The organism is Kitasatospora sp. NPDC041988, from assembly GCF_055588525.1.
The window spans coordinates 20,629-45,431 of sequence record NZ_JBVJCO010000003.1; the positions used below are offsets into that span (position 1 = coordinate 20,629).

Annotated in this window: 18 protein-coding genes and 3 pseudogenes; 9 read left to right on the top strand and 12 right to left on the bottom strand. The window is 72.3% G+C overall.

The window, feature by feature from the left end:
- Nucleotides 1-125: 125 nt before the first annotated feature.
- From ACZ6NC_RS04760 to ACZ6NC_RS04770, 3 genes are all read left to right on the top strand, one after another.
- A complete protein-coding gene (locus ACZ6NC_RS04760) occupies nt 126-1,637 on the top strand; it encodes a glycoside hydrolase family 43 protein (protein WP_465729000.1) in 1,512 nt (503 codons plus the stop codon).
- A gap of 46 nt (nt 1,638-1,683) precedes the next feature.
- Nucleotides 1,684-3,435, top strand: a complete 1,752-nt coding sequence (locus tag ACZ6NC_RS04765; RefSeq protein ID WP_465729002.1) for a cellulase family glycosylhydrolase — start codon at nt 1,684-1,686, stop codon at nt 3,433-3,435.
- A 69-nt stretch (nt 3,436-3,504) separates the two neighbouring features.
- On the top strand, nt 3,505-5,622 hold the full coding sequence (locus ACZ6NC_RS04770) for a beta-galactosidase (RefSeq protein ID WP_465729004.1): 2,118 nt from the start codon (nt 3,505-3,507) through the stop codon (nt 5,620-5,622).
- 67 nt (nt 5,623-5,689) lie between these two features.
- On the opposite strand, the pseudogene ACZ6NC_RS04775 reads toward ACZ6NC_RS04770, so the two are convergent.
- A pseudogene (locus tag ACZ6NC_RS04775) lies at nt 5,690-5,845 on the bottom strand (aldose epimerase family protein); the annotation flags it as partial.
- Nucleotides 5,833-6,078: pseudogene (locus ACZ6NC_RS04780) on the bottom strand (ribulokinase); the annotation flags it as partial. The pseudogenes ACZ6NC_RS04775 and ACZ6NC_RS04780, both read right to left, overlap by 13 nt.
- 42 nt (nt 6,079-6,120) lie before the next feature.
- Between ACZ6NC_RS04780 and ACZ6NC_RS04785 the strand changes: the two are divergent.
- Entirely contained in the window at nt 6,121-6,480 is a 360-nt protein-coding gene (locus tag ACZ6NC_RS04785; protein ID WP_465729403.1) for a MarR family winged helix-turn-helix transcriptional regulator, read from the top strand.
- Between the two features lie 46 nt (nt 6,481-6,526).
- Here ACZ6NC_RS04785 and aspA read toward each other — a convergent pair whose 3' ends face one another.
- The 5 genes from aspA to ACZ6NC_RS04810 all read right to left on the bottom strand — a co-directional run bounded on the left by aspA (nt 6,527) and on the right by ACZ6NC_RS04810 (nt 12,088).
- The gene (gene aspA / locus ACZ6NC_RS04790) at nt 6,527-7,936 is read right to left on the bottom strand and encodes an aspartate ammonia-lyase (protein ID WP_465576997.1); all 1,410 of its coding nucleotides are present in this window, start codon (nt 7,934-7,936) and stop codon (nt 6,527-6,529) included.
- A 37-nt stretch (nt 7,937-7,973) separates the two neighbouring features.
- Complete coding sequence (locus tag ACZ6NC_RS04795; RefSeq protein ID WP_465576995.1) at nt 7,974-8,990, bottom strand: asparaginase; 1,017 nt, start codon at nt 8,988-8,990, stop codon at nt 7,974-7,976.
- A 109-nt stretch (nt 8,991-9,099) separates the two neighbouring features.
- Nucleotides 9,100-10,539, bottom strand: a complete 1,440-nt coding sequence (locus ACZ6NC_RS04800; RefSeq protein ID WP_465729007.1) for an amino acid permease — start codon at nt 10,537-10,539, stop codon at nt 9,100-9,102.
- On the bottom strand, nt 10,536-11,213 hold the full coding sequence (locus tag ACZ6NC_RS04805; protein WP_465577036.1) for a FadR/GntR family transcriptional regulator: 678 nt from the start codon (nt 11,211-11,213) through the stop codon (nt 10,536-10,538). The genes ACZ6NC_RS04800 and ACZ6NC_RS04805 overlap by 4 nt, the downstream gene beginning before the upstream one ends.
- A gap of 86 nt (nt 11,214-11,299) precedes the next feature.
- A complete protein-coding gene (locus tag ACZ6NC_RS04810; RefSeq protein ID WP_465576989.1) occupies nt 11,300-12,088 on the bottom strand; it encodes a gamma-glutamyl-gamma-aminobutyrate hydrolase family protein in 789 nt (262 codons plus the stop codon).
- Nucleotides 12,089-12,357: 269 nt separating this feature from the next.
- On the opposite strand from ACZ6NC_RS04810, the gene ACZ6NC_RS04815 reads away from it, so the two are divergent.
- Complete coding sequence (locus ACZ6NC_RS04815; protein WP_465576986.1) at nt 12,358-13,266, top strand: LysR substrate-binding domain-containing protein; 909 nt, start codon at nt 12,358-12,360, stop codon at nt 13,264-13,266.
- Nucleotides 13,267-13,334: 68 nt separating this feature from the next.
- On the opposite strand, the gene ACZ6NC_RS04820 is transcribed toward ACZ6NC_RS04815, so the two are convergent.
- From ACZ6NC_RS04820 to ACZ6NC_RS04830, 3 genes and pseudogenes are all read right to left on the bottom strand, one after another.
- Nucleotides 13,335-14,597, bottom strand: coding sequence for a hypothetical protein (locus ACZ6NC_RS04820; RefSeq protein ID WP_465729010.1), 1,263 nt, complete (start codon nt 14,595-14,597; stop codon nt 13,335-13,337).
- Nucleotides 14,598-14,682: 85 nt separating this feature from the next.
- Complete coding sequence (locus ACZ6NC_RS04825) at nt 14,683-15,369, bottom strand: hypothetical protein (protein ID WP_465729012.1); 687 nt, start codon at nt 15,367-15,369, stop codon at nt 14,683-14,685.
- A 147-nt stretch (nt 15,370-15,516) separates the two neighbouring features.
- Nucleotides 15,517-16,197 (bottom strand): annotated as a pseudogene (locus tag ACZ6NC_RS04830) (endonuclease/exonuclease/phosphatase family protein); the annotation flags it as partial.
- Between the two features lie 294 nt (nt 16,198-16,491).
- On the opposite strand from ACZ6NC_RS04830, the gene ACZ6NC_RS04835 reads away from it, so the two are divergent.
- On the top strand, nt 16,492-17,412 hold the full coding sequence (locus ACZ6NC_RS04835; RefSeq protein ID WP_465576978.1) for an NADP-dependent oxidoreductase: 921 nt from the start codon (nt 16,492-16,494) through the stop codon (nt 17,410-17,412).
- A 590-nt stretch (nt 17,413-18,002) separates the two neighbouring features.
- On the opposite strand, the gene ACZ6NC_RS04840 is transcribed toward ACZ6NC_RS04835, so the two are convergent.
- Nucleotides 18,003-20,588, bottom strand: a complete 2,586-nt coding sequence (locus ACZ6NC_RS04840; protein WP_465729014.1) for a GH32 C-terminal domain-containing protein — start codon at nt 20,586-20,588, stop codon at nt 18,003-18,005.
- A gap of 91 nt (nt 20,589-20,679) precedes the next feature.
- Nucleotides 20,680-21,645: a carbohydrate kinase family protein gene (locus tag ACZ6NC_RS04845; RefSeq protein ID WP_465729016.1), complete on the bottom strand. Its 966-nt coding sequence runs from the start codon at nt 21,643-21,645 to the stop codon at nt 20,680-20,682.
- Between the two features lie 256 nt (nt 21,646-21,901).
- On the opposite strand from ACZ6NC_RS04845, the gene ACZ6NC_RS04850 reads away from it, so the two are divergent.
- From ACZ6NC_RS04850 to ACZ6NC_RS04860, 3 genes are read left to right on the top strand one after another with little or no spacing between them, the layout of a single operon-like run.
- Complete coding sequence (locus ACZ6NC_RS04850; RefSeq protein ID WP_465729018.1) at nt 21,902-22,915, top strand: substrate-binding domain-containing protein; 1,014 nt, start codon at nt 21,902-21,904, stop codon at nt 22,913-22,915.
- A 56-nt stretch (nt 22,916-22,971) separates the two neighbouring features.
- Nucleotides 22,972-23,970: an ABC transporter permease gene (locus ACZ6NC_RS04855; protein WP_465729020.1), complete on the top strand. Its 999-nt coding sequence runs from the start codon at nt 22,972-22,974 to the stop codon at nt 23,968-23,970.
- The gene (locus ACZ6NC_RS04860; RefSeq protein ID WP_396320980.1) at nt 23,967-24,794 is read left to right on the top strand and encodes an ATP-binding cassette domain-containing protein; all 828 of its coding nucleotides are present in this window, start codon (nt 23,967-23,969) and stop codon (nt 24,792-24,794) included. Before ACZ6NC_RS04855 ends, ACZ6NC_RS04860 begins: the two co-directional genes overlap by 4 nt.
- Nucleotides 24,795-24,803 lie beyond the last annotated feature (9 nt).

Sequence of the window (24,803 nt, forward strand, 5' to 3'; positions counted from 1 at the left end):
CCTCCCTTCGCCTACTCCCAATCACCACCCGCCCCTTACCCGGCCGCCCCCCCCCCCCCCCCCCCCCCCCCCCCCCCCCCCCCCCCCCACCACCCCGACATGCACCTCCGAAAGGAACCGACCACGTGTCAGACCAGACCCAGCCGACCGGCACCCTCCCCAATCCGGTGATCCCCGGCTTCCATCCGGACCCGAGCGTCTGCCGCGTGGGCGACGACTACTACCTCGTCTGCTCCAGCTTCGAGTACTTCCCCGGCATCCCCGTCTTCCACAGCCGCGACCTGTTCAACTGGACGCAGATCGGCAACGCCCTCGACCGGCCGAGCCAGCTGCGCCTGCCGCGCGAGTCCCCGTCCTCCGGTGGGATCTACGCCCCGACGCTGCGCCACCACGACGGCCGCTTCTGGCTGATCGTCACCAACGTCAGCGGCGACGGCAACATGCTCTTGACCGCCACCGACCCGGCCGGCCCCTGGTCCGACCCGGTCCGGCTGCCCGGGGTCCCCAGGATCGACCCGGACCTCGCCTGGGACGAGGACGGCACCTGCTGGTGCACCGTCGCCGGCGTCTCCCAGGTCCGCCTCGACCCGGCGACCGGCGAAACCCTCGGCGAGCCGCAGCGGATCTGGTCCGGCGCGCCCGACGCCACGGCCCCCGAGGCCCCGCACCTGTACCGGATCGGCGAGTACTGGTACCTGATGATCGCCGAGGGCGGCACCGAGCGCGGCCACGCCGTCTCCATCGCCCGCGCCACCTCGCCCTCCGGCCCCTTCGAGCCGTGCCCGGCCAACCCGGTGCTGACCCACCGCGGCATCAAGAGTCCCATCCAGAACACCGGGCACGCCGACCTCGTCCAGGCGCCCGACGGCTCCTGGTGGATGGTGCTGCTCGCCGTCCGGCCGCGCGGCGGCACCCCCGCCTGGTACGTGCTCGGCCGGGAGACCTTCCTCGCCCCGGTCGAGTGGGTGGACGGCTGGCCGGTGGTCGGCCGGGTCAGCCCCGAACTGCCCACCCCGGCCTGGCCGCTGCACCCCGTGCCCGCAGTCCCCGCCCGGGACGACTTCGACCAGGCCGAGCTGCACCCCCAGTGGATCTCGGTGCGCGAGCGCCCCGAGCACCTGTGCACCACGAAGGAGCGTTCCGGCTGGCTCACCCTGCGCGCCGCGGGCGCCTCCCTGGACGAGTACGACGTGGTGTTCGTCGGCCGCCGACAGCAGCACCTCGGCTGCCGGGCCCGCACCCTGATCGACCCCACCGGGGGCCGCGGCGGCCTCGCCGTCCGCATGGACGAGGAGCACCACTACGAGATCGAGGCGGCCGGCGGCGAGGTGAAGGTCTTCGCCCGGATCGGCTCGCTGCGCACCGAGGTCGCCTCCCGTCCGGTGCCCACCGGAGCCGTGGTGCTCGGTGTCGACGTCGTCCCGCGGCCGACGCGCGGCCCGCGCACCGGCCCCGACGACGTCGTCCTCGGCATCGAGGAGCCCGACGGCACCTTCACCGGGCTCGCCACCCTCGACGGCCGCTACCTGTCCACCGAGGTGGCCGGCGGCTTCACCGGCCGGGTCATCGGCATGTACGCCGCCGAAGGCACCGTCCACTTCGACCGGTTCGACTACGAGCCCCTCCCGCTCCCCTGACCACCCGCCAGGGGATCCTCCGCCCGTTCACCCGAAGGGATGACCCGTGAACGACGCACAGCAGACCGCACGCCCCCGCAGCCGCCGCCTCCACCGGACGGCCGGCCTCGTGGTGGCCCTGGTCACCACCGGAGCCCTCTGCGGCGGCACGGCGATCGCCGCCCCCGCCGACAAGGCCCCGTCCGCGGCCGAGGCGGCCGGGGCGAGGGCCCCGCACGACCCGATGGCCGCGGTGGCCGCGATGCAGCCCAGCTGGAACCTCGGCAACACCCTCGACGCCATCCCCGACGAGACGTCCTGGGGCAACCCGCTCACCACCAAGGCCACCTTCGACGGCCTCAAGGCCCAGGGGTTCCGCAGCGTCCGGATCCCCGTCACCTGGTACCCGCACCAGTCCGACACCGCGCCCTACATCATCGACCCGGTGTGGATGAACCGGGTGAAGCAGGTGGTCGACTGGGCCCTGGAGGACGGCCTCTACGTCGAGATCAACGTCCACCACGACTCGTGGAAGTGGATCGAGTACATGTCGACCGACCACGACACCGTCATGGCGCGGTTCAACTCGACCTGGCAGCAGATCGCCACCGCCTTCAAGGACGAGCCGCGCACCCTGCTCATGGAGAGCATCAACGAGCCGACGTTCGTCAACGCGACCGACGCCCAGAAGACCCAGTACCTGAACGAGCTCAACACCTCGTTCCACTCCGTCGTCCGCAACAGCGGCGGGAAGAACAAGGACCGCCTGCTCGTCCTGCCGTCGTACGAGACCAACAACGCCCAGCACTGGCTGGACGACCTGTCCACGACGATCAACTCGCTGCACGACCGCAACCTGGTCGCCACCGTGCACTACTACAGCTGGTACCCGTTCAGCGTGAACATCGCCAACGGAACCACCTACGACGCCACGGCCCGGAAGGACCTCACCGAGGGCTTCGCCCGGGTGCACGACACCTTGGTCGCCAAGGGCGTCCCCGTCTACCTGGGCGAGTACGGCCTGCTCACCTCGCCCTACTCCGGCGTGGTCGAGCGCGGCGAGATGCTGAAGTACTTCGAGCACGTCAACTACGAGGCGCGGCGCAACGGCATGACCTCCGCCGTGTGGGACGCCTTCAACGACTTCCTGAACCGCTCCACCATGCAGTGGCAGGTCCCCGAGATGAAGGCCCTGATCCAGAGCTCCTGGCGGACCCGCTCGGGCACCGCCTCCACCGACAACCTCTTCGTGCCGAAGTCCGGCCCGATCGCGGCGCAGACCATCACCCTGAACCGCAACGGCCTCTGGTTCGCCGGCCTCTGGCAGGGCGACCGCCCGCTGATCCCCTTCATGGACTACACCCTCGACGGCGACAAGCTCACCCTGACCGCCGGCGCCCTCACCCGCCTCGCGGGCGACCGCGCCGCCGGGGTCAACGCCACCCTCGAAGTCCGGTACTCCGACGGCGTCCCGTGGAAGCTCTACGTGCGCTCGTACGACAAGCCCACGATGGCCAACGCCACCGGAACGCTCGACGGGCTCACCATCCCCACCCGGTTCAACGGCTCCCTGATGGCCAACGTCCAGTCCACCTACCCCGACGGCACCGCCGCCGGCCCCGCCTCCTGGACCACCTACCAGACCTTCGACAACTACCGCACCGACTACGGCGCCAACACCACGACCGTCAAGCCCGACTTCCTCAAGTCCCTCAAGGACGGCGCCCCCGCGACGCTCGTCTTCCGCTTCTGGACCGGTGACACCGTCACCTACACCGTCACCAAGTCCGGCAACACCGTCACCGGCACCGCCTCCTGATCCCTGTTCCTCCCCGCCCCGGCTGCCTCCCACGGCAGCCGGGGTTCCCACACGTCCCGAGGTGCACCCGTGTTCCCGCTGCCCCCGCGCGTCCTGTTCGGCGCCGCCTACTACCCCGAGTACCAGCCGTACGAGCGGCTGAAGGAAGACCTCGACCTGATGGCCGGGGCGAAGTTCACCGTCATCCGGGTCGGCGAGTCGGTCTGGTCCACCTGGGAGCCCGAGAACGGCCGGTTCGAGCTGGACTGGCTGGCCCCGGTCCTCGACGGCGCCCACCAGCACGGCATCGCCGTCGTCCTCGGCACCCCCACCTACGCCGTGCCGCCGTGGCTGGCCCGGCAGTACCCGGAGATCGCCACCGAGCCGGAGACCGGCCGGCGGACGGGCTGGGGCGCCCGCCAGGAGGCCGACTTCTCCCACCCCGCCTTCCGCCACCACGCCGAACGCGTCAGCCGGGCCATCCTCGGCCGCTACGCCTCGCACCCGGCCGTCATCGGCTTCCAGGTCGACAACGAGCCCGGTCTGCGCCTGCCCCACAACCACGGCGTCTTCCAGCGCTTCGTCGACCACCTGCGGCACACCTACGGCGACGTGGAGACCCTCAACCGGGAGTGGGGCCTGGTCTACTGGTCGCACCGGCTCTCCACCTGGGCCGACCTCTGGCGGCCCGACGGCAACCAGCAGCCGCAGTACGACGTCGCCTGGCGGGCGTTCCAGGCGCGCCAGACCACCGAGTTCGTCGCCTGGCAGGCCGGCCTCGCCCGCGAGTACGCCCGGCCCGACCAGTTCGTCACCACCTGCCTCGCCTACCAGCACCCCGCGCTGGAGGACGACGAGATCACCGACACCCTGGACGTCACCGCGGGCAACCCCTACTACGACATGCAGGACGCCCTCACGCTGCCCGACCCCACGCCCGAGGACCACGAGCAGCAGTGGAAGACACGCGGCGTCTGGGCCCTGTACCAGAGCGCCGACCGGATCTTCTCCTCCCGCCAGGAGCCCTTCCTGGTCACCGAGACCAACGCCCAGGCGATCAGCGGCACCGAGGACAACCGGCCCGCATTCGACGGCCAGTGGCGGCAGGCCGCCTGGGCCCTCGTCTCGCGCGGTGCGCGGATGATCGAGTACTGGCACTGGCACACCCTGCACTTCGGCACCGAGACCTACTGGGGCGGTGTGCTGCCGCACAGCGGCAAGCCCGGCCGGGTGTACGCCGAACTCGCGCGCCTCGGTGTCGAGTTCGAGACCGCGGGCGCACTGGTCGCCGGGATCGAGCCCGATGCCGACCTCGCGATGGTCCACTCGATGCCCAGCAAGTGGCTGATGCAGAAGTACCCGCCGCTGGCGACCCCGGACGGCCGCCCGGACCCGGCCTCCTACCAGCGCTTCTTCGATCCGTTCTACCGCGGCGCCTTCGAGGCCGGCCGCCAGGTGCGGATCCTGCACGCCCGGCAGCTGCACGACGCCCGGGGCGGGCGCCGGGGCCTGGCACCCGACGAGGCCGCGCGGCGCCACCCCGTGCTGGTCGTCCCCGGCCTCTACCTCGCCGAGGACTCCCTGCTCGATTGGCTCGCCTCCTACGCCGAGGCCGGCGGCCACCTCGTCCTCGGCCCCCGCACCGGCTACGCCGACCACGAGGCCCGGGCCCGCCACGAGACCGCCCCGCCGCGCCTGACGACCGCCGCGGGCGCGTGGTACGACGAGTTCAGCAACCTGTCCTCGGACCTGCCGCTGCGCGCCGTCCCCGGCAGTTCGCTGGAGCTCCCGGCCGGCGCGACCGTGAACCGGTGGGTCGAGGGCCTGACGGTCACCGACGCGACGGTGCTGGCCGGGTACGACCACCCCCACTTCAGCCGCTGGTCCGCCGTCACCACCCGTGCCCACGGCGCGGGCCGGGTGACCTGCGTCGGCGCGGTGCCCGGACGCGACCTGGCCAGGGCGCTGGCCGCGTGGCTGGCGCCCGCCCCCGCGAGCGGCTGGCGCGATCTGCCCGCCTCCGTCACCGCGACCACCGGTACGGCCCCCGACGGGCGACGCGTCCACGTGGTGCACAACTGGAGCTGGCAGCCCGTCCGGACCCAGGCTCCGGTGGCCCTGGTCGACGTGCTGGGCGGTGCCTCGGTGCCCGCCGCCGGGTCGGTCTCCCTCGGCGCCTGGGACGTCCGGGTCTTCGTCTCGGACTGACGAACGACGTGAAGGGGGCGGCGGGCCCTGCCGGCCACCGCCCCCGCTCCCCTCGACGGACGGTCCGCTAATCCGCCGAGAAGCAGTAGACCGTCGTCGAGCGGAACTCCTCGCCCGGGCGCAGGACGGTGGAGGGGTACTCGGGACGGTTGGGCGAGTCCGGGAAGTGCTGCGTCTCCAGCGCGACGCCCGCGTACGCGCGGTAGGGGCGGCCGGAGCGATGACGTCCGCCGGATCGACGCCGGCGGCGCCGAGCGCGGCCGGGACGGCGGTCTGCGGCACCTCGCGCCAGTCCCCGGGGTGCTGCAGTGCCCAGTCGGGCGGCAACGGCCCTCCCACGCCGGGCAGTTCGCGCTCGATGACAGCGTGCGGGTACTCGTGGACGGCGGTGCCGACCTCCTCGCCGTCCCGTACGCGGACCACCACGGCGCGGCCGGAGAGGGTGCCGAAGTCGATCCCGACCACGTACAGGGCGCCCAGGCCGCCCTGCGCGGCGCCATGGACCGGGCTCTGCGAGAGCACGAACTGACCGTTCCGCAGTACGCCACCCTCGAACTCCTGGCCCTGAACCCCGGCATGTCCAACGCCGACCTCGCGCGCGCGACCTTCGTCACCCGCCAGTCCGGCAACGTCGTGCTGCAGGGCCTGCAGGAAGCGGGGCTGATCACCCGCCCGGCCACCGCCGACCACGGCCGGGCCCGCCCCGCCCACCTCACCGAGGAGGGCCGGGCGCGCCTGGCCGCCGTCGAGGACGCCGTCTACGCCATCGAGCGGCACATGGTGGGGTCGATCCCGCCCGAGCGCATCGCCGTGCTGCTCGCCGACCTCGACCGCATGGCGGCGGCTCTGGAGCAGTGACCACCCGTCAGGATCACCGCCCCGGGAGCCGCCCGGGGCCCCGTCCTCAGGCCACGGCCACGCCGCTGCCGGCGATGACCTCGGGCCGCAGCAGGGCCGCGAGCCGCTCCGCCGGGAGCAGGCCCCTCTCCAGCACGAGTTCGGCGACACCCCGGCCGCTGGCAAGGGCCTCCTTGGCGATGTCGGTGGCTGCCGTGTACCCGATGTGCGGGTTCAGGGCGGTCACCAGGCCGATGGAGTTCTCGACGGTCGCGCGCAGCACCTCGGTGTTGGCGGTGATGCCGACGACGCAACGCTCGGCGAGGGTGTGGCAGGCGGCCCGCAGGTGGGTGATGGACTTCGACAGCGAGTGCAGGATGATCGGTTCGAAGGCGTTGAGCTGGAGCTGACCCGCCTCGGCGGCCATGGTGATCGCGATGTCGTTGCCGATCACCTCGAAGGCGACCTGGTTGACGACTTCGGGGATCACCGGGTTGACCTTGCCGGGCATGATGCTCGAACCGGCCTGCACCGGCGGCAGGTTGATCTCGCCGAGGCCCGCACGCGGCCCGGAGGACAGCAACCGAAGGTCGTTGCAGGTCTTGGACAGTTTGACGGCTATGCGCTTGAGGACGCCGGACATCTGGACGAACGCGCCGCAGTCCTGGGTGGCTTCGACCAGGTTGGCCGCGGTCACCAGGGGCAGTCCGGTGATGTCGGCGAGATGGCGCCGGGCGTATTCGGCGTACCCGGCGGGGGCGTTGAGGCCGGTGCCGATCGCGGTCGCGCCGAGGTTGATCTCGTGGATCAGCTCGGCGGCTTCCGCGAGCCGGCTGCGGTCCTCGTCGAGCATGACGGCGAAGGCGGAGAACTCCTGGCCGAGCGTCATCGGCACAGCGTCCTGCAGCTGGGTGCGGCCCATCTTCAGGACGTCGCGGAACTCGACGGCCTTGCGGGCGAAGGCGTCCTGGAGGACGGCCATCGCGTCGAGCAGGCCGCGCACGGCGGACACCGTCGCGACCCGGACCGCGGTCGGGTAGACGTCGTTGGTGGACTGGCCGAGGTTGACGTCCTCGTTGGGGTGCAGGTGGGAGTACTCGCCCTTGGCGTGCCCCAGCAGTTCCAGCGCCCGGTTCGCGACGACCTCGTTGGCGTTCATGTTGGTCGAGGTGCCGGCGCCGCCCTGGATGACGTCCACGACGAACTGGTCGTGCAGCTTCCCGCCCCGGATCTCGCGGCAGGCGGCGACGATCGCGGCGGCCTTCGCGGGTTCCAGCAGGCCGAGTTCCTCGTTGGCGAGGGCGGCGGCCTCCTTCACGGCGGCCAGTGCGTCGATCAGGTGCGGGTAGGCGGAGATGGGGGTGCCGGTGATGGGGAAGTTCTCGGTGGCGCGCAGTGTGTGGACGCCCCAGTAGACGTCGGCAGGGACGTCACGGTCCCCGAGCAGGTCGTGTTCGCTGCGGGTGGCGACGGTCATGGGTGTGCGGTTCCTCTTCTCGGAGTGGTGGGTCGGGTCACGCGTGGGCGAGCAGGGCCTCCGGGTCCAGGGCGGCCACCGGCCGCACGCCACCGACCGGCCGGCCACCGCCGACCACCGGCTCCCCCGCGAACCCGGTCAGCAGCCGCTTGTCGACTCCTGCCAGTGCCAGGGCGGCCGCCGCCACCGGGATGCGCGCCCGGTTCGCCCCGTCCGCGATCTTCAGGGCGACGGCGCGGCCGTCCGGCAGCGCGGCGACCTGGACGCCCTCGAATCCGTCCTTGGCGAGCAGCCCGGGTACCGCGCGCATCAGCTCGGCCACGTCCCGCCCTGCGCCGGAGGCCATCTCCGGGTGGCTGCGCAACGCGTCCGCCACCCGGAATTCAGGGGTCCCGGGCGCGCCGGTGGCGATGCGCGCGGCGGCACGGGCCAGGCCGTGCAGGGAGACGGCGAACAGGGGGGTGCCGCAGCCGTCCACCGTGGCGCGCGCGATGCGCTGGCCCGTGAGGTCCTCCACGACTTCCGCGATCATCCGTTGGAGCGGGTGCTCAGGCGCGTCGTAGTCCTGCAGCGGCCACCCGTTGAGCTTGCAGAGGTGGAGCATCGCGGCGTGCTTGCCCGAGCAGTTCTGGGCGAGCCGGGAGGGCGGGCGGTCCTCCCGGATCCAGGTGTCGCGGACGGCCGGGTCGTACGGCAGGTCGGGGACGTTGCGCAGGTCGTCCTCGGTGAGGCCGACGAGCGCCAGGATCCGCCGGGCGCCGGCGAGGTGGCGTTCCTCGCCGGAATGGCTGCCCATCGCGAGGGCGAGCAGTTCGCCGTCGAGCGGCAGTCCCGCCCGGACCATGGCGACGGCCTGGAGGGGCTTGAGCGCCGATCGCGGGAAGCACGCGGCCTCCGCGTCACCGAGGCGGAACCGGACCTTGCCGTCGCCGTCGAGGACGACGACGGAACCGTAGTGGGTGCCCTCGACCACACCGCCACGGGTGACGTGGGCGACGGGCACGTGGCGGGGCTCGCGGATCGCGGGCGCGTCCGCGAGGGGGAGGGTGAGCATGACTGCCTCGATCGAAGTGGCTTGGGGCTGCTGACCTGTGTGCCTGGTGGCAGTGGGCCGGCCCGGGCGGACGCGCGGTGGCTCTGCGGGTCCCCCGGGCCGCCCGGGTTCAGTCGTCGGTTCCGGCGGCGGCGCGCGCGACGCGCCCGCGGATCGCGTACCAGCCGGCGACGAGTGCGGCGGCGATGAGCGGTACGCACAGCACCGTGGTTCGTCCGGCGCCGCCGTCGGCGTACATGAGGACCAGGACGACGGCGAGGAAGGCCAGCGTCAGGAGTTCGGTCCAGGGCGAGCCGGGCAGCCGGTAGGCGGGGCGGGTCAGTTCGCCCGCCGTGGTCTTCCGCCAGAACAGGAGGTGGCAGACCATGATCATGCCCCAGGTGGCGATGATGCCGATGGCGGCGAGGTTAAGCACGATCTCGAACGCGTCGGCGGGGACGACGAAGTTGAGGCCGACACCGAGGACGCACATGCCGCTGGTGAGCAGGATGCCGCCGTAGGGCACCTGGGTGCGGCTCATCCTGGCGGTGAAGCGGGGGGCCGATCCGTTGACGGCCATGGAGCGCAGGATGCGGCCGGTGGAGTAGAGGCCCGAGTTGAGCGAGGACATGGCCGCGGTGAGGACGACCAGGTTCATCACACTGCCCGCCGCCGGGACACCGATGTGGGAGAGCACCGTCACGAAGGGACTCTGGCCGGAGGTGTACTCGTTCCACGGCATCAGCATCGACAGCAGGACGACCGAGCCGACGTAGAACAGGCCCACCCGCCACATGATCGAGTTGATCGCCTTCGGCATGATCTTCTCGGGGTTCTCGGTCTCCCCGGCCGTCACGCCGACCAGTTCGACGGAGGCGTAGGCGAAGACGACGCCCTGGATGATCAGCAGCATCGGCAGCAGGCCGTTGGGGAAGATTCCGCCGTTGTCGGTGATCAGGGACGGACCGGGTACGACGCCGTCGACCGGGTGCTGGGTGACGAGCAGGAAGATTCCGATGCCCATGAAGACCACCAGGGCGCTGACCTTGACGATGGCGAACCAGAACTCCAGTTCGCCGAAGATCCGCACCGAGATGAGGTTCACGGTGACGACCACGGCCAGGGCTATGAGCGCGATCACCCACTGCGGGACGTCGGAGAACAGGTGCCAGTAGTGGGTGTACGTGGCCACCGCGGTGATGTCGGCGATGCCGGTGGTCGCCCAGTTGAGGAAGTACATCCAGCCGGCGGTGTACGCGCCCTTCTCTCCCAGGAACTCCCGGGCGTAGGACACGAAGGCACCGGAGGACGGGCGGTACAGGACGAGCTCGCCGAGCGCTCGCACGACGAGGAACGCGAAGACGCCGCAGACGGCGTACGCGATGAACAGGGAGGGCCCGGCATCGGCGAGCCGGCCGCCCGCGCCGAGGAACAGCCCGGTGCCGATGGCACCGCCGATGGCGATCATGTTGACGTGCCGGGCTTTCAGGGACTTGCTGTAGCCGGTGTCACCGGCGTCGACGTGACGGGTCGTGGGGCGCTTCTCGTCTTTGAGGAACTGCTCGCTCACGCCTCGGCTCTACCTTCTCTTGAGGTGTCCGCGCGCTGGGGGCGCACGATGTCGGTGAGAGTGGCCTCCACGCGGTGGAGGTGGTGGGACATCGCCTCGACGGCGTCGGGCTCGGAACCGTCGATCAGGGCCTCGACGATCGCCCGGTGCTCGCAGTTGGACTGCTCGCGCCGACCGCCGAGTTCGTTGAGGAGGGTCGACTGACGCGCCAGTGCGTCACGGATCTCCTCGATCACCCGGCGGAACACCGGGTTGCCGGAGGCCTCGGCCACCGCCAGGTGGAACACGGTGTCCAGGGCGACCCACGCGGTGGTGTCGGTCTCCCGCTCCATCCGGTCGAGCAGGTGGGACAGGTGGTCCAGGTCCTCCGGGGTCCGGCGCAGCGCCGCGTAGCCGGCGACCGGGATCTCGACGTGCCGGCGCACCTCCAGGAGGTCGCTGGCCGCGTAGTCGCCGAAGGTGGGGTCCTCGACCGTGTTCGCCACGACGAAGGTGCCCTTGCCGGTCTTCGAGACCGTCAGGCCCATGGCTTGCAGGGCACGGAGTGCCTCCCGCAGCACGGGCCGGCTGACCTCCAGGGTCCGGCACAGCTCTGCTTCCGAGGGGAGCTTGTCCCCCACGGCGTACTCACCGCGCTCGATGGCGCTGCGCAGGTGGCCGAACACCGCTTCCATCGCGCTGACGCGCCGCGGGATCCCACCACCTGTCTGGCTGTCTGACAGGTTCACAGGCTGATCCTGGGGGCTGGAGCGCAGCGGTGTCAAGACACCCGGGTCGCCGTACGCACATCCGGCGAACTCCGCCGGACCCGCTCCTTCTGCTCGCCGACCCGACCCGCAGCGGGGTTCGGAGTCGACCCGGCGGCCGCCACCAGAGCGTGCACCACCGTCGAGTCGAAGGCCATCTCGGGGTGCCACTGCACGCCGACCACGAAGCGGTGCCGGGTGCTCTCGATCGCCTCGATGGTGCCGTCCGCCGTGCGGGCGCCCACGATCAAGCCGGCCCCGAGGGACTCCACCGCCTGATGATGGTGCGTGGCGACCTGGCGGGTCCCCGGAAGGAGCGCGCCGATCCGCGTCCCCGGCACCGTGGTGACGGCATGGGGGGAGAAGTGGCCGCCGTGCAGGTTGTGCCCGTGGTGGCCCACGGTTTCGGGGAGGTGCTGGATCAGGGTTCCGCCTGCGTGCACGTTCATCAATTGCATTCCGCGACACACTCCCAGCACCGGCATGTCACGCGTGAGAGCCTCGGCCAGCACGGCCCACTCCCACCGGTCGCGCTCGTGCACCGGCGGCCCCGTGCACGGGTGCGGCGTCGCCCCGTACAGCGCGGGATCCACGTCCTCGCCGCTGGTCAGGACGATGGCGTCCAGGCGCGCGACGACATCGGCAGCGGCTTCCGGCGCGTCCGGCGGCAGCAGGACCACGCGGCCGCCCGCCGCCCGGAGACAGCTGATGTACGCCGCGGGCAGCAGCGCGGCGGGCAGCTCCCACTCCCCCCACTGGGCGTCGGCGAGGTAGGTGGTCAGTCCGATGAGTGGCTTGGGCATACCACTTCCTTTCAGGGGCGGGAGTCGCTCGTCGACGGCCGTCTCCTCCGCGGCCCACCCGCCCCCGCGGACGCGGGGTCAGGAGGGCTGCGGAAGAGGGGGTGCACGGCCCCCGTGGGCGCACGAACGCGTCCGACGAGGGAAATGGTGGGTCGCGGACCCCGGGGGCGGAGACTTGCGCATCCGGGCCCCGAGCAAGAATCCTGCTGCCGTTCATGCTTAAGCACAAGAAAAGACATCTTCGCGACAGATAAGTGAGCATTAACTCCGTGCAGAGACTCGACCCCCGGTTGCTCGCCACCCTCGAAGCGGTGGTCCGCCACCGCTCCTTCAACGCCGCCGCACGCGAGCTGGGCTACAGCGCGCCCGCCGTCTCGCAACAGATCGCCGAACTCGAACGCCGCGCCGGCCTCATCCTGATCGAGCGCCGCCCGGTGCGCGCCACCCCGGGCGGCATGGTCCTCCTCGACGCCGAACAGCGCGTCCGAAGCGCACTGGCGGCGGCGTCCGTGGAACTCGACGCCATGCGTGCGGGTACGGCCGGACGGATCAGGCTCGGCGCCTTCGCCTCCGCCGCCGCCGGCATCGTCCCGCAGGCGCTGGCCGAGCTTCACGCGACCTATCCCGATGTGCAGGTCAGCCTCTCCCAGGTGGAGCCCGAAGCCGGCTACAGCCGGCTCAAGCGGGGAGACATGGACCTGGCCCTCAGTTACGACTACGACTTCATCCCGATGCCACCGCCCCGGACGCTGCGCCGAACGCTGGTCGCCCGGGACCCGGTCGTGGCGGTCGTCCCGGCCGACCACCACCTCGCCCACCGGGACGTCATCGACCTCGCCGACCTCGCGTCCGAGACGTGGATCGCCGCCCCGGAGGCCGCCCTTCGCCTGGAACTGCTCGCTCAGATGGCCAAGACACCGGGCTTCCAGGCCCGCCTGGAATACGACGGCGACGACTTCAACACCGTGCTCGGCTTCGTGGCCGCCGGCCTGTGCGTCGCCGTCATGCCCCGGCTGGCCCTCCCCCCGGGTAGCACCCAGGTCGTGGCGCGTCCTCTCGCCGACCCGGAGCTGACACGCTTCATCTACACCGTCCGCATCGACACCCGGCACGCCCCGCGCGCCCTCCTGGCCCTGGAGCGGATGCTCGCCGCGCAGGCGCTGGCCGCCCTCTCATGACCGGGGGCGACGCCTGACGGTTCGCAGCGTCGCCGGCCCGCCCGCGGGCCGGCTCTCCGGGCAACCTCTCACCCCTCCGCTCGGACACTCCGATCGGCGGTGAGCCGCTCGCGCCACTCGGCCACGGCGACGGGGGACATCGCCGCGAGACCGGCGATCACCTCATCGTCCCGCCCGTCGGTCCAGCTGAGGACCCGGGTCAGGACGGTGTTCCGGACCAGGCGGACCTCCTTCAGCAACTCCTCCAAGCGCTTCAGTTCCTCCCCGCTGGCGGCCAGCGCGTCGTCGACCGCCGCCCTTTCCTCGGCCCGCTGCTGCCGCAGGTAGGCTGTCAGGCCGGTGAGGACGACGCCGTCGTCGGCCGCAGCACTGCGGAACGTCTCGGCGAGGTGGTCCAACACGCAGTCGGGGGCGTCGGCGAGACTCGCTCCCACCACCTTCGCGCCCTCCCAGCTGCTCCGTCCGGCATCACTGGTCCGCAGCCAGAGCCCGGCTTCGACCGGGGCGCGGTCGCCGCAGGCGGCCGCGCGGTAGGCGTACAGGGCCGCACGGTGACCGTAGAAGGTGTAGCCCTCCCCGATCCGGACGCCCGCCGGAGCGCACATCCGTCCCGGAACGCCGCCGTAACCGGAATCGGGCTCGTACGCGGCGTACCCGTCCAGTTCGGCGTCGGTGGCGGTCGCCCACGCCGGGTCGCACAGCTCCGGATTCCGGGCCAGGAAGTCCGCCACTTCGACCCGCCAGGCGGGAACCGGGCTCATGCGCGGTTCGGCCCACGCCACCGCTCCCCCGGCGTCGAGCGTGTACCGGCAGGCCTGTTCGAGATCGACCCATGCCGTGGCGGCTTCGGCGGACCATTCCAGATCCCCGTCCGGACCCACCCGATGCAGCGAGCCGATCAACCCCTGGACCAGGGGCAGTACCCGTCGGACCAGTGCGTAGAGCTCCTCGGCCGTGAAGAACCGCCAGGTCTCGGAGTCCCGGTCGTCGACGGCGCGGTGGGTGAGCGGGATCGCGAACACCGCCGGGGACGGCAGAGCGCCCTCGCCGACCGTGGCCCGGCGGTGACCCGGGAGCCAGGAGGGGGCGTCCTCACTGCGGGTCCGCCAGTCGGTGTCCCCGAACCACACCGCGCCGGTGGCGGCGTCGACGGCGAGCCACTGCTGGTAACCGTTACCCGGCCCGAACCGCTCCTCGCGGTGCTCGGCCTGCCGGTCGTGCCACACGTATTCCGCTGGGGGCGGGTTGAGTTGGACGGCGACGAACCCGTCCTGCGGGCTGTACCCGACGACGACGTGTGCTGCCGGTTTGCTGTGCTCGGTCCCGGACATGCGGCTCCCTCCGTGCCGGACCGTGGCGGTTCCGCCACTGTGCGGCACCGAGCCTGCCCTGCGAGAGCCGTACGATCAAATCCGATCACTTGTGGACTTGCCGCCCCATGGGGTTCCGCGCACGAGCGGAGCCGACGACAGGCGATCCCGGAACGCCGCTGCTCCTCGCCGGCGCAACGGGGCACGAACCGGACCTTGACGCGGCGCCGTCGGGCGTCGCATGATCGACCCGTGAACCTGTCAGACAGCAAGACAGGCAGTATGATTGACGGCCCGTCACGATCACGTCCTCCGGCGGCAAGCCGGCCACGGAGGGCGGCGATGCCGGGCCGGTGACCGCGCGGCCAACGCCGCGCGGCCCGAGGCCGGCGATGACGGCGTAACCCTGGTGCTGGCGGTCGTAGATGAAGGTCTCCCGGGCCTGCGCCGCGGTGCGCCGGGTGGTGACCCGCACGCAGTAGCGCACGTTGGCGCGCAGCACGTCGGCCAGCAGCGGCGAGCCGTCGTTCCAGGATCCGCCGGTGTGCCAGATCCGGTTCATCCCGGTGAGGATGCGCACGGCCGCGTTCCCCTCCGGGGTGAGGTCGGCCATGGTGTCGGTCGTGCAGGAGTCCACGAAGGCGGCAGCTTGGGCGGGGCCGGCGGGCGCCGCGGCGGCCCGCCGCGGGGCGGCCGACAGGCTCAGGGCCGTGGGCGCGGTGAGGAGGCCGGCCGAGGTGACTGCGGAGTGGCGCAGGAAGCGGCGGCGGTTCAGGGTGGGCTGGTCGTTCATGGCTGTCTTCCTGCGATGGTGCGCCTGGCAGGCGGAGCGGTGTGCGGGAGGGGAGGTGGTCCCCGGCCCGGGTGGCGGCTCGGTGACGGGTGGTGCGGGGAAGTGCGGAAGGGGTCAGCGGCGGGTGAACAGGAACCCGAGCTTGTCGACCTCGTCGCCGGCCCGGGTGTAGCGCGTGTTGGTGTCGCCCATCACGACGACGGCGTTCCCCGCCGAGTGGGTCCTGATGTAGCCGGTGAGCTGCGCCAGGTTGGCGGCGCGGGCGACCTCGTCACCGGGCTCGGTGCCGGCGTTCGCGTAGAGGTTGTAGAAGTCCACGTACACGCCTTCGGCCAGCCGGGTCCGCATGAAGGTGAAGCCCTTGGGCGTGAGGCAGTCACCGGAGTCCAGCCGGCAGTCGTTCCACTTGACCCGCTCGAAGTCGTCGGTGTCGTAGCCGAGGTCGGACAGGGCGTTGAGGCCGCTGCCGATACCCGCCCGGCCGCTGGTGGCCGTTCGGTTCGGGTGCGAGTCGGCGGCGTACAGCGCGGCGTGGTAGTTGAAGTCCTCCTGGACGTTCACGACGTCGTACGGCGCGAGCCGGCTGCCGATGGCGGTGGTGCTGCTCTGCCGGTCGGTCGAGGCGCTGGACAGCACCTGCGGCAGACCGGCCACGTTGTACGTCAGCGCGGTGAACGACCCTCCCCCGGCCGGGACTTGCACGACCGGCGCATCGGCAGCGGCTTGCGCGACCGGCGCACCGATCAGGCCGCCCAGCGCGGTGGCCACACCGAGCGCGCCCACGAGCGCGGAGCGGAGGAAGGGGTGGCGGGGGCAGGACTTGGACATCAGCGCTCCGATCGGAGTACGGCCACGGGGATCCGGTGCCCGGAGCGCATGAGTGAATTATGTGAGCGTCAACACGGCCGACGATCAGTAATATCGCCTCTGACCTGCAGTTTTATCCCTCAGCCCCAGGCTTCGGCAAAGAGTTCTGTGAGCGTTAACAGGCGTTCTCCGCAGTGCTCGGATGGCGGTGCGGGGATGCCGGGCGCCCACCCCCGGCATAGCATTGCCGGTGGCACCCGCGTCCCCGCCATGCGGCGCATGAGGTCGCAACACCGCTCCCCCGGAGGTCAGTTCATGCGCGCCGTGACTTACGACTCCTACGCCCAGGACAACTCCCGGCTGAAGTACGGCGAGGTGCCCGACCCGAAGGTCGGCCCCGGGCAGGTGCTGATCGAGGTACGGGCGGCCTCCGTCAATCCGGTCGACTGGAAGGTCATGGCGGGCGGTCTGGACGGCATGATGGACACGGTCTTCCCCGTCGTCCCCGGCTGGGACGTGGCGGGCGTGGTCGCCAGGACCGGCCCCGACACGCCCGAGTTCGCGCCCGGCGACGAGGTGATGGCCTACGCCCGCAAGGACGCGGTGCAGGCCGGCACCTTCGCCGAGTACGTCGCGGTCGCCGCGCCCGCGGTGGCGCGCAAGCCCGTCGCGCTCGACTGGGCGCAGGCGGCCGGACTCCCGCTGGCCGGCCTCACGGCGCTGCGCAGCCTGGACCGGCTCGCCGTCGGCCCCGCCGACGTGCTGCTGGTGCACGGCGCCGCGGGCGGCGTCGGCAGCCTGGCGGTTCAGCTCGGCCGCGACCGCGGGGCCCGGGTGATCGGCACCGCCTCGGAGCGCAACCACGCGTTCGTCCGCGGGCTGGGCGCCGAGCCGGTGGACTACCGGGACGGCCTGGCCGAGCGGGTGCGCGCGCTGGCGCCCGACGGGGTGTCTGCGGTGGCGGACTTCGTCGGCGGCCAGCTGGAGACGACGCTGGCCGTACTCGCCGACGGCGGGCGGCACGTCTCCGTCGCCGACCCGACCGTGGAACAGCACGGCGGTCACTGGATCTGGGTCCGCCCGGACGGCGCCAAGCTGGCCGAACTGGCGGCGCTGGTCGACCGGGGCGCCCTGACCGTCGAAGTCGCCCGGACCTTCCCACTGGACCGGACGGGCGAGGCCTTCGACGCCAGCCGCACCGGCCACACCCGCGGGAAGCTGGTCATCGTCCCCTGACCCCCGACGGCTCACCACCCGCTGCCGCCGGCCCACGCTCCTGCCAGGACGCTCGGACCATAGATGGGTTCAGGCGGTTCGACGGCCACTGGCCAGCCGAGGCGCTTTTGGATGCGGCGGGGGCTGTAGAAGCCGTCGATGTAGGCGAACAGCGCCGGGTCGGCGTCCGTGCGGGTCCCGAAGATCGTACGGCGTACGCACTCCCGCAGGTGTCGACCGGGTGGGCGCCGGTGCCGAGCGTGCAGGAGCTCACGGTGAGCGTGCCGGACCGGCCGCTCCAACCCATGTCCCGCACGAACGACGGCCACAGCGTCGCCAGCAGCACCGCCCCGATCCCGAGGAAGCCGAGACCTCGCACCAGGTGCGGAGTGTCGTCCGAGCCGAGCCGCCGCCCCGTCGGTAGGTGACCCGCCACAACCCCTCCTGTCCGTCAGAGGGGCGAGATGGTCGCACACCCTCCTGCCGCGCGGCACCGCGACCACCGTCGTCGACACCGACTGCCGACGACTGACGGCCGGCACCCGGTCCGCCGGGGGTCGGGCCCCTCGGCGGACCACCCGACCGGCAACAGCTCCCGGACCGCTGCCCGTTCACGCCCGACCGGCACCCCTCGGGACCGGACCGACGGCAGCCGACCTCAGGTGATGGACCTCGACCGTCTCCGCCCGCGCCACGCCCCCGGCGGCGTAGAGGGCGACGCCGGTGTCGGCCGGGTCGGGGAACACCTGGTCGGTGAGGACGAGCGTGCCGTCGCCCGCGTAGACCTCGACCGAGGAGGTGTCGACCAGGACGCGCAGGTCGAGCCCGCCCTTCGCGTCCAACGGCAGCTTCGCCCGGTGCACGGCCGCGAAGGACTCGTGGAAGTCGGTGTTGCCGGAGGCCGTACGGTCGACGTACAGCTCGCCGGTCGCGGTGTCGTAGCCGATCCGGGTACGGTGCCCGCCGCCGGTGTGCACCGCGAGGCCGAACTCGCGGGCGGTGCCGGCCCGTAGCCGGGCGTCGACCTCCAGGGTGGCGCCGCTCACCGGGAGCGGGAGCGTGGTGTCGCGCACCGGCAGGTCGGAGCCGTGCCAGGGACGTCCATCGCGCAGTTCGTCCAGTTCGCGTACCGGGCGCTGGACGAGCACGGTGCGGCTGCCCCGCGTGGTGAGGGCGAGTTCGCGCGGGAAGCTGTCGGCACCGCGCCAGGGCGAGGTGGGGATCTTGTCGGCGTAGGCCCAGTCGTTCATCCAGCCGATCACCACCCGGCGGCCGTGCGGCTCGTCGTTGACGCTGGTGGCGGCGTAGAAGTCGGCGCCGTGGTCGAGCCAGTGGGCGCGTTGGACCATGGTGAGGGCCGGGGCGTCGGCGAGCGTGAACTGGTCGGCGAGCACGTGCCCCCAGCCCCCGGTGGCGTGGTCGGCGATCTGCAGCTGTACCTGTCGGCCGATCAGATCGCCGAGGTCCCAGGCGGTCCAGTCCAGGGCCTCGCTGTTGCCGCCGGTGGCGCTGCGGACCACCTGGCCGTCCAGCAGCAGGTTGACGGCGGTCTGCCGGTCCGTGGGCCGGGCCTGCTGGTCGGACAGCTGGAGGTCGTCGACCATCAGGTGCCCCCAGCCGCCGGTGGCGTTGTCGACGATCCGGACGGTGGCCCGGCGGCCGGCGAACTCGCCGACGTCCCAGCCGGTCCAGTTCAGCTCGCCGCTGTCACGGCCGGTGGCGGTGCGGACCACCCGGCCGTCCACCACGAGGTTGACGGTGGTCTCGCCGTCGGCGCCGGCCGGGTGGTTGCCGCCGCCGATCAGGAGGTCGAGGTAGCGGTGGTCGATGGTGAACTCGGGTGAGCTCACCGTGCCGGTGGCCGCGTCCCCGGCGGCGGGGGTGAAGGTGTCGAGCACGCCGGCGCCGAGGCCGCCGTCCAGGTGCTCCTCGGTGGGGGCGATCCCGGTGAGGTCGGCGGTGGCGGTCCAGCCGGGCGGGAGGGCGCGGCCCTCGAAGTCGGCGAGGGTGGTGCCGGGCGGCGCCGAGCTGTTCCCGGCGCCCGGGACGTACGGGTGGTTGCCGCCGCCCACCTGGAAGTCGAGGTAGCGGCGGGTGACGGTGAAGGGCGGCGAGAGGAGGTCGCCGGTGGCGGCGTCGCCGCCGAGGAACGTGTTGACCAGGCCCGGTCCGGTGAATCCGGAGACGGGCTGCTGCCCGGGCAGGGTGCCGGTGGCGGGGGCGGAGCCGAAGGCCGTCCCGGTGGACGTCCAGCCGCCGTAGCCGCCGCCGTCGAAACCGCTCAGCAGGGTGCCGGTGGGCGGGGTGTAGGTACCGGCCGGGTCGTCGGCGGTGAAGCGGGTGCCGTCGAAGTCGCCGATGAAGTACTGGACGGCCGTGGAGTTCTGGGGGCCGCCGTTGGTGGAGACGGTCAGCACCCACTTGGTCCGCGCGGGGTCGCCGTCCACGGCGAGGGGGAAGAGGTCCGGGCACTCCCAGACACCGCCGGTGGCCCCGGCCGGGCCGAACTCGCTGAGCTCGGTCCAGGACTTGAGGTCGTGGGAGGCGTAGAAGCGGATCCGGTGCCGGTCCGAGAGGGCGACGGCCATCAGCCAGCTGCCGGTCCGGTCGTTCCAGAACACCTTGGGGTCGCGGAAGTCGGAGGAGCCGATGTCCAGGACGGGGTTGCCCCGGTACTTCGTCCAGGTGGTGCCGTGGTCGAGGGAGTAGGCGAGCGACTGCGTCTGGCGGCCGTCCGGGGTCCGGGCGGCGCTGGTGTAGACCGCGACCAGCGGCGGGTCGGCGGCGGTGCCCAGGCCGCTGGAGTTGGCGCGGTCGTCCACCACCGCGCCGGAGAAGATCATCGCGGTGTCGTCCTGCGGGATGGCGAGCGGCTGCTCGGTCCAGTGCACCAGGTCGGGGCTGGTGGCGTGGCCCCAGGACATGTTGCCCCAGGTGGTGCCGGCCGGGTTGTACTGGAAGAACAGGTGGTAGGCGCCGTGGTGGTAGATCGGGCCGTTGGGGTCGTTCATCCAGTTCCGGGCAGGCGAGAAGTGGAACTGCGGGCGGTAGGGCTCCTGGTAGGCACCCGCAGCCTGGTCGCCGGCGGCGGCCGCGGCCGGAGTCGACGGCAGAGCGGTGAGGGCTGCGAGGGCGGTGGCGGCGAGTACGGCGAGCAGTCGGCGGGCACGGGAAACGGGCGCGGGGGGAACAGGCATGGTGGGGTGCTCCTCCGGGAGGGTGTCATCGTTGACTCATGTCATCGATGACAGCTGCTGCGGAGGATGATGGGCGGCCACCGACGTGCCGTCAAGAGCCCTGGCGCTGACGGGGTGTGCCGAGCTGCTCCGCCCACGGCGGGTTGGGGCCGGGAACCGAGCAGGTCAGGGCCGCGACCTCGGCGGCGAAGCGGCAGGCCGCGGCGGCCTCGGCGAGGCTCAGCCCGCCGAGCCGCCCGCCGAGCCGGCCCAGGTGCGCGAGGCGGTGCAGCAGCCCGGCGGTGAACGAGTCGCCCGCACCGACGGTGTCCACCACCGCGACCTCGGGCGCCGGCACCCGGACCCGCTCGCCGTCCAGCGAGACCAGCGCCCCCGCGCCGCCGAGGGTGATCACCACCAGCCGGGCGCCGGCCGCGTGCCAACCGTCGCAGGCCCGCTCCGGCGGGACGCCGGGCAGCAGCAGCTCCAGGTCGTCCGAGCTGAGCCGCAGGATGTCCGCCAGCTCGCACCACCGGTCGAGCCGGGCCCGGTAGACCGCCGGATCGACCAGCTGCGGGCGGACGTTGGGATCGATCGAGACGGTGAGCCCGGCCCGCGCCCGCTCGACGAGGTGCTCGACCAGAGCGCCCCCGGGCTCGCGGACCAGCGCGAGCGAGCCGGTGTGCAGGCAGCTCGCGTCGGCGAGCGGCAGGGCGGCGAGCTCGGCCCCGCTCCACTGCCAGTCGGCGGCGCGGTCGGCGTGGAACGCGTAGCGCGCCTGGCCGAGGTCGTCCACGGTGGCGATGGCGAGCGTGCTGGGCTCGGGGGCCGCCACCACCGCGCCCAGGTCGACCCCGGCGCTGCCGAGGTGGGCGCGGAACAGGCCCCCGAAGGCGTCGTCGGAGATCCGGCCGAGGAAGCGGGTGGGCGTGCCGAGCCGGGCCAGCGCGACGGCGGTGTTGGCCGGCCCGCCGCCGGGCAGCACGCGCAGGGCCAGCTCGCCCGGACGGGCGCCGGCCGGATCGGCGAAGGTGTCGGCGACGCACTCGCCGAGGACCGCGACAAATCGCTGGGACACGAAGGACCGCCTCTCGCGGATCGGTGGAGGAATGTCGCGCGGCATGGTCGTCAACTCGCGGCTGTCACGTGGCATTTCGACCGCGTTACCCAGTTGTTACGCCCGGGGGGCTTGCCCGCCGCGCCGGGCTGACTTCATCATCCTCGGCAAGGCGATGTCAACGTTGACAGTCAACGTTGACAGTCGACGCGTCGACCTCGGCCGGCGAGACCTGACACCGCCCCGGACCTCCGCACACCGCTCAGGGAGCCACCGCATGCCCCGTATCCCCGCCCTCGCCCGCGTCGCCGCCTGCGCCACCGTCGCGGCACTCGCCCTCACCGCCTGCGGCTCCGGCTCCAAGGGCTCGTCCGGCGCCGGCGCGTCGGGCGGCGCCGTCAAGGTCGGCCTGATCACCAAGACCGACACCAACCCCTTCTTCGTCAAGATGAAGCAGGGCGCCGAGAAGTCCGCCAAGGAGAACGGCGCCACCCTGGTCACCGCCGCCGGGAAGTTCGACGGTGACAACGCCGGCCAGATCGCCGCCCTGGAGAACATGGTCGCCACCGGGGTCAAGGGCGTCCTGATCACCCCCAGCGACTCCAAGGCGATCCTGCCCGCGATCAAGAAGGCCCGGGACAAGGGCGTGCTGGTGATCGCCTTGGACAGCCCGACCGACCCGCAGGAGGGCACCGACGCCCTGTTCGCCACCGACAACAAGCAGGCCGGCGTGCTGATCGGCCAGTACGCCAAGGCCGCCATGGCGGGCCGGACCGCGAAGATCGCCACCCTAGACCTCGCCCCCGGCGTCGCCGTCGGCCGGCTGCGCCACGACGGCTTCCTGCAGGGCTTCGGCGTCGCCGCCGACGACCCCGCCCTGGTCTGCTCGCAGGACACCGGCGGCGACCAGGCCAAGGCCCAGACCGCAATGGAGAACTGCCTGCAGAAGGCGCCCGACCTCAACGTCGTCTACACCATCAACGAGCCCGCCGCGCTGGGCGCGTACACCGCGCTCAAGGCCAAAGGCCGGGAGAAGGACGTCCTCGTCGTCTCGGTCGACGGCGGCTGCACCGGCACCCAGGCCGTCAAGGACGGGAAGATCGCCGCCACTTCGCAGCAGTACCCGCTGGTCATGGCCGCCAAGGGCGTCAAGGCGGTGGCCGACTACGCCAAGGGCGGCGCCAAGCCCACCGGCTACACCGACACCGGCGTCACCCTGATCACCGACCAGCCGCAGGCCGGCGTGGAAGCCAAGGACACCGCCTACGGCCTGGAGAACTGCTGGGGCTGACCGGCCCGCCCCTCAACACCCCGCCTCCGCTCCCCCGCTCCCCTGAGGATCCGCCGATGACCACGACCACCGCCCCGTACGCGGAACTCCAGCCGCCACCGCTCGCCCGCCGCCTGCTCGCCGCGCCCACCGCCGGACCGCTGGCCGCGCTGGTGCTGGCCTGCGCCTTCTTCACCCTGACCACCGACACCTTCCTCTCCAGCGGCAACTTCTCGCTGATCATCCAGCAGGTGATGGTGGTCGGGGCGCTGGCGATCGGGCAGACCCTGATCATCCTGACCGCCGGCATCGACCTCTCCTGCGGTGCGGTGATGGCCTTCGGCTCGATCACCATGGCCAAGCTCGCCGCCGAGGGCACCGTGCCGCCGCTGGTCGCCATCGCCCTCGGCCTGGCGGTCTGCGCGGCCTTCGGCCTGGCCAACGGCCTGCTGGTGCAGCTCATCCCGCTGCCGCCGTTCATCGTCACCCTCGGCATGCTGAACGTCGCCTTCGCGCTCACCCACGTCTACTCGGACGAGCAGACCGTCACCGACCTGCCCGGCCCGCTCACCTTCCTCGGCGGCACCTTCCCGCTCGGCAACACCGACGTGACGTACGGTTCGGCGCTCGCCCTGGCGCTGTTCGCACTCTTCGCCTACCTCCTCTCCCGCACCGCCTGGGGCCGGCACGTCTACGCCCTCGGCAACGGCCGCGACGCCGCCCGCCTCAACGGCATCCGCACCGGCCGCCTGACCATCGGCCTCTACGCCCTGGCCGGCCTGGTCTACGGCGTCGCCTCCCTGCTGCTGGTCTCGCGCACCGGCGTCGGCGACCCGCAGGCCGGACAGACCGACAACCTGGACTCCATCACCGCCGTGGTGCTCGGCGGCACCAGCCTGTTCGGCGGCCGCGGCAGCGTGCTCGGCTCGCTGATCGGCGCGTTGATCGTCGGGGTCTTCCGCAACGGGCTGCAGCTGATGGGCGTCGCCTCGATCTACCAGACCCTGATCACCGGCGTGCTGGTGATCCTCGCCGTGACCGTCGACCAGATCTCCCGGAAGCGAGCCAGCCGATGACCACGACCCCCGTCCTCCAGGCCCGCGGCCTGGTCAAGCGCTACGGCCACGTCACCGCGATCGACGGCGCCGACTTCGACCTCATGCCCGGCGAGGTGCTGGCCGTCATCGGCGACAACGGCGCGGGCAAGTCCAGCCTGATCAAGGCGCTCACCGGCGCGATCACCCCGGACGAGGGCGAGATCCGGCTGAACGGGGAGCCGGTCCGGTTCGCCGGCCCGCAGGACGCCCGGGCGGCCGGCATCGAGACGGTCTACCAGGACCTCGCCGTCGCACCGTCCATGGACATCGCCGCCAACATGTTCCTCGGCCGGGAGCTGCGCCGGCCGGGCGTCCTCGGCACGGTGTTCCGCAGCCTGGACCGCGCGCGGATGCGCGAGGAGGCGGCCGCCCACATGGCCGACCTGAAGATCGGTCTGCGCTCGCTCACCCAGCCGGTGGAGACCCTCTCCGGCGGCCAGCGGCAGGCCGTCGCGGTGGCCCGCGCGGTCGCCTGGGCGCGCAGCGTGGTGGTGATGGACGAGCCGACCGCGGCGCTCGGGGTCAAGGAGTCCGGGCAGGTGCTCGACCTGATCCGGCGGGTGCGCGACCGCGGCCTGCCGGTCGTGCTGATCAGCCACAACATGCCGCACGTCTTCGAGATCGCCGACCGGATCCACGTCCACCGGCTCGGGCGGCGGGCCGCGCTTATCCGGCCCGGTGACCACTCGATGTCCGAGGTGGTGGCCATCATGACCGGTGCGCTCACCGTCGCCGAGGACGGCAGCGGTACTGTCGTCGCGGACGCGGACGCCGCCCAGGCCGCCGGGGTCCGCACCAGCTGAGCAGTCCAG

Excerpts from the sequence above, each read along its gene's own strand:
- ACZ6NC_RS04855 (WP_465729020.1), top strand. The coding sequence starts at position 22,972 with ATGACCACGACCACCGCCCCGTACGCGGAACTCCAGCCGCCACCGCTC.
- ACZ6NC_RS04820 (WP_465729010.1), bottom strand. The coding sequence starts at position 14,597 with ATGTCCGGGACCGAGCACAGCAAACCGGCAGCACACGTCGTCGTCGGG.
- ACZ6NC_RS04825 (WP_465729012.1), bottom strand. The coding sequence starts at position 15,369 with ATGAACGACCAGCCCACCCTGAACCGCCGCCGCTTCCTGCGCCACTCC.
- ACZ6NC_RS04810 (WP_465576989.1), bottom strand. The coding sequence starts at position 12,088 with ATGCCCAAGCCACTCATCGGACTGACCACCTACCTCGCCGACGCCCAG.
- ACZ6NC_RS04835 (WP_465576978.1), top strand. The coding sequence starts at position 16,492 with ATGCGCGCCGTGACTTACGACTCCTACGCCCAGGACAACTCCCGGCTG.
- ACZ6NC_RS04785 (WP_465729403.1), top strand. The coding sequence starts at position 6,121 with ATGGACCGGGCTCTGCGAGAGCACGAACTGACCGTTCCGCAGTACGCC.
- ACZ6NC_RS04795 (WP_465576995.1), bottom strand. The coding sequence starts at position 8,990 with ATGCTCACCCTCCCCCTCGCGGACGCGCCCGCGATCCGCGAGCCCCGC.
- ACZ6NC_RS04860 (WP_396320980.1), top strand. The coding sequence starts at position 23,967 with ATGACCACGACCCCCGTCCTCCAGGCCCGCGGCCTGGTCAAGCGCTAC.
- ACZ6NC_RS04850 (WP_465729018.1), top strand. The coding sequence starts at position 21,902 with ATGCCCCGTATCCCCGCCCTCGCCCGCGTCGCCGCCTGCGCCACCGTC.
- ACZ6NC_RS04840 (WP_465729014.1), bottom strand. The coding sequence starts at position 20,588 with ATGCCTGTTCCCCCCGCGCCCGTTTCCCGTGCCCGCCGACTGCTCGCC.
- ACZ6NC_RS04805 (WP_465577036.1), bottom strand. The coding sequence starts at position 11,213 with ATGGAAGCGGTGTTCGGCCACCTGCGCAGCGCCATCGAGCGCGGTGAG.
- aspA (WP_465576997.1), bottom strand. The coding sequence starts at position 7,936 with ATGACCGTCGCCACCCGCAGCGAACACGACCTGCTCGGGGACCGTGAC.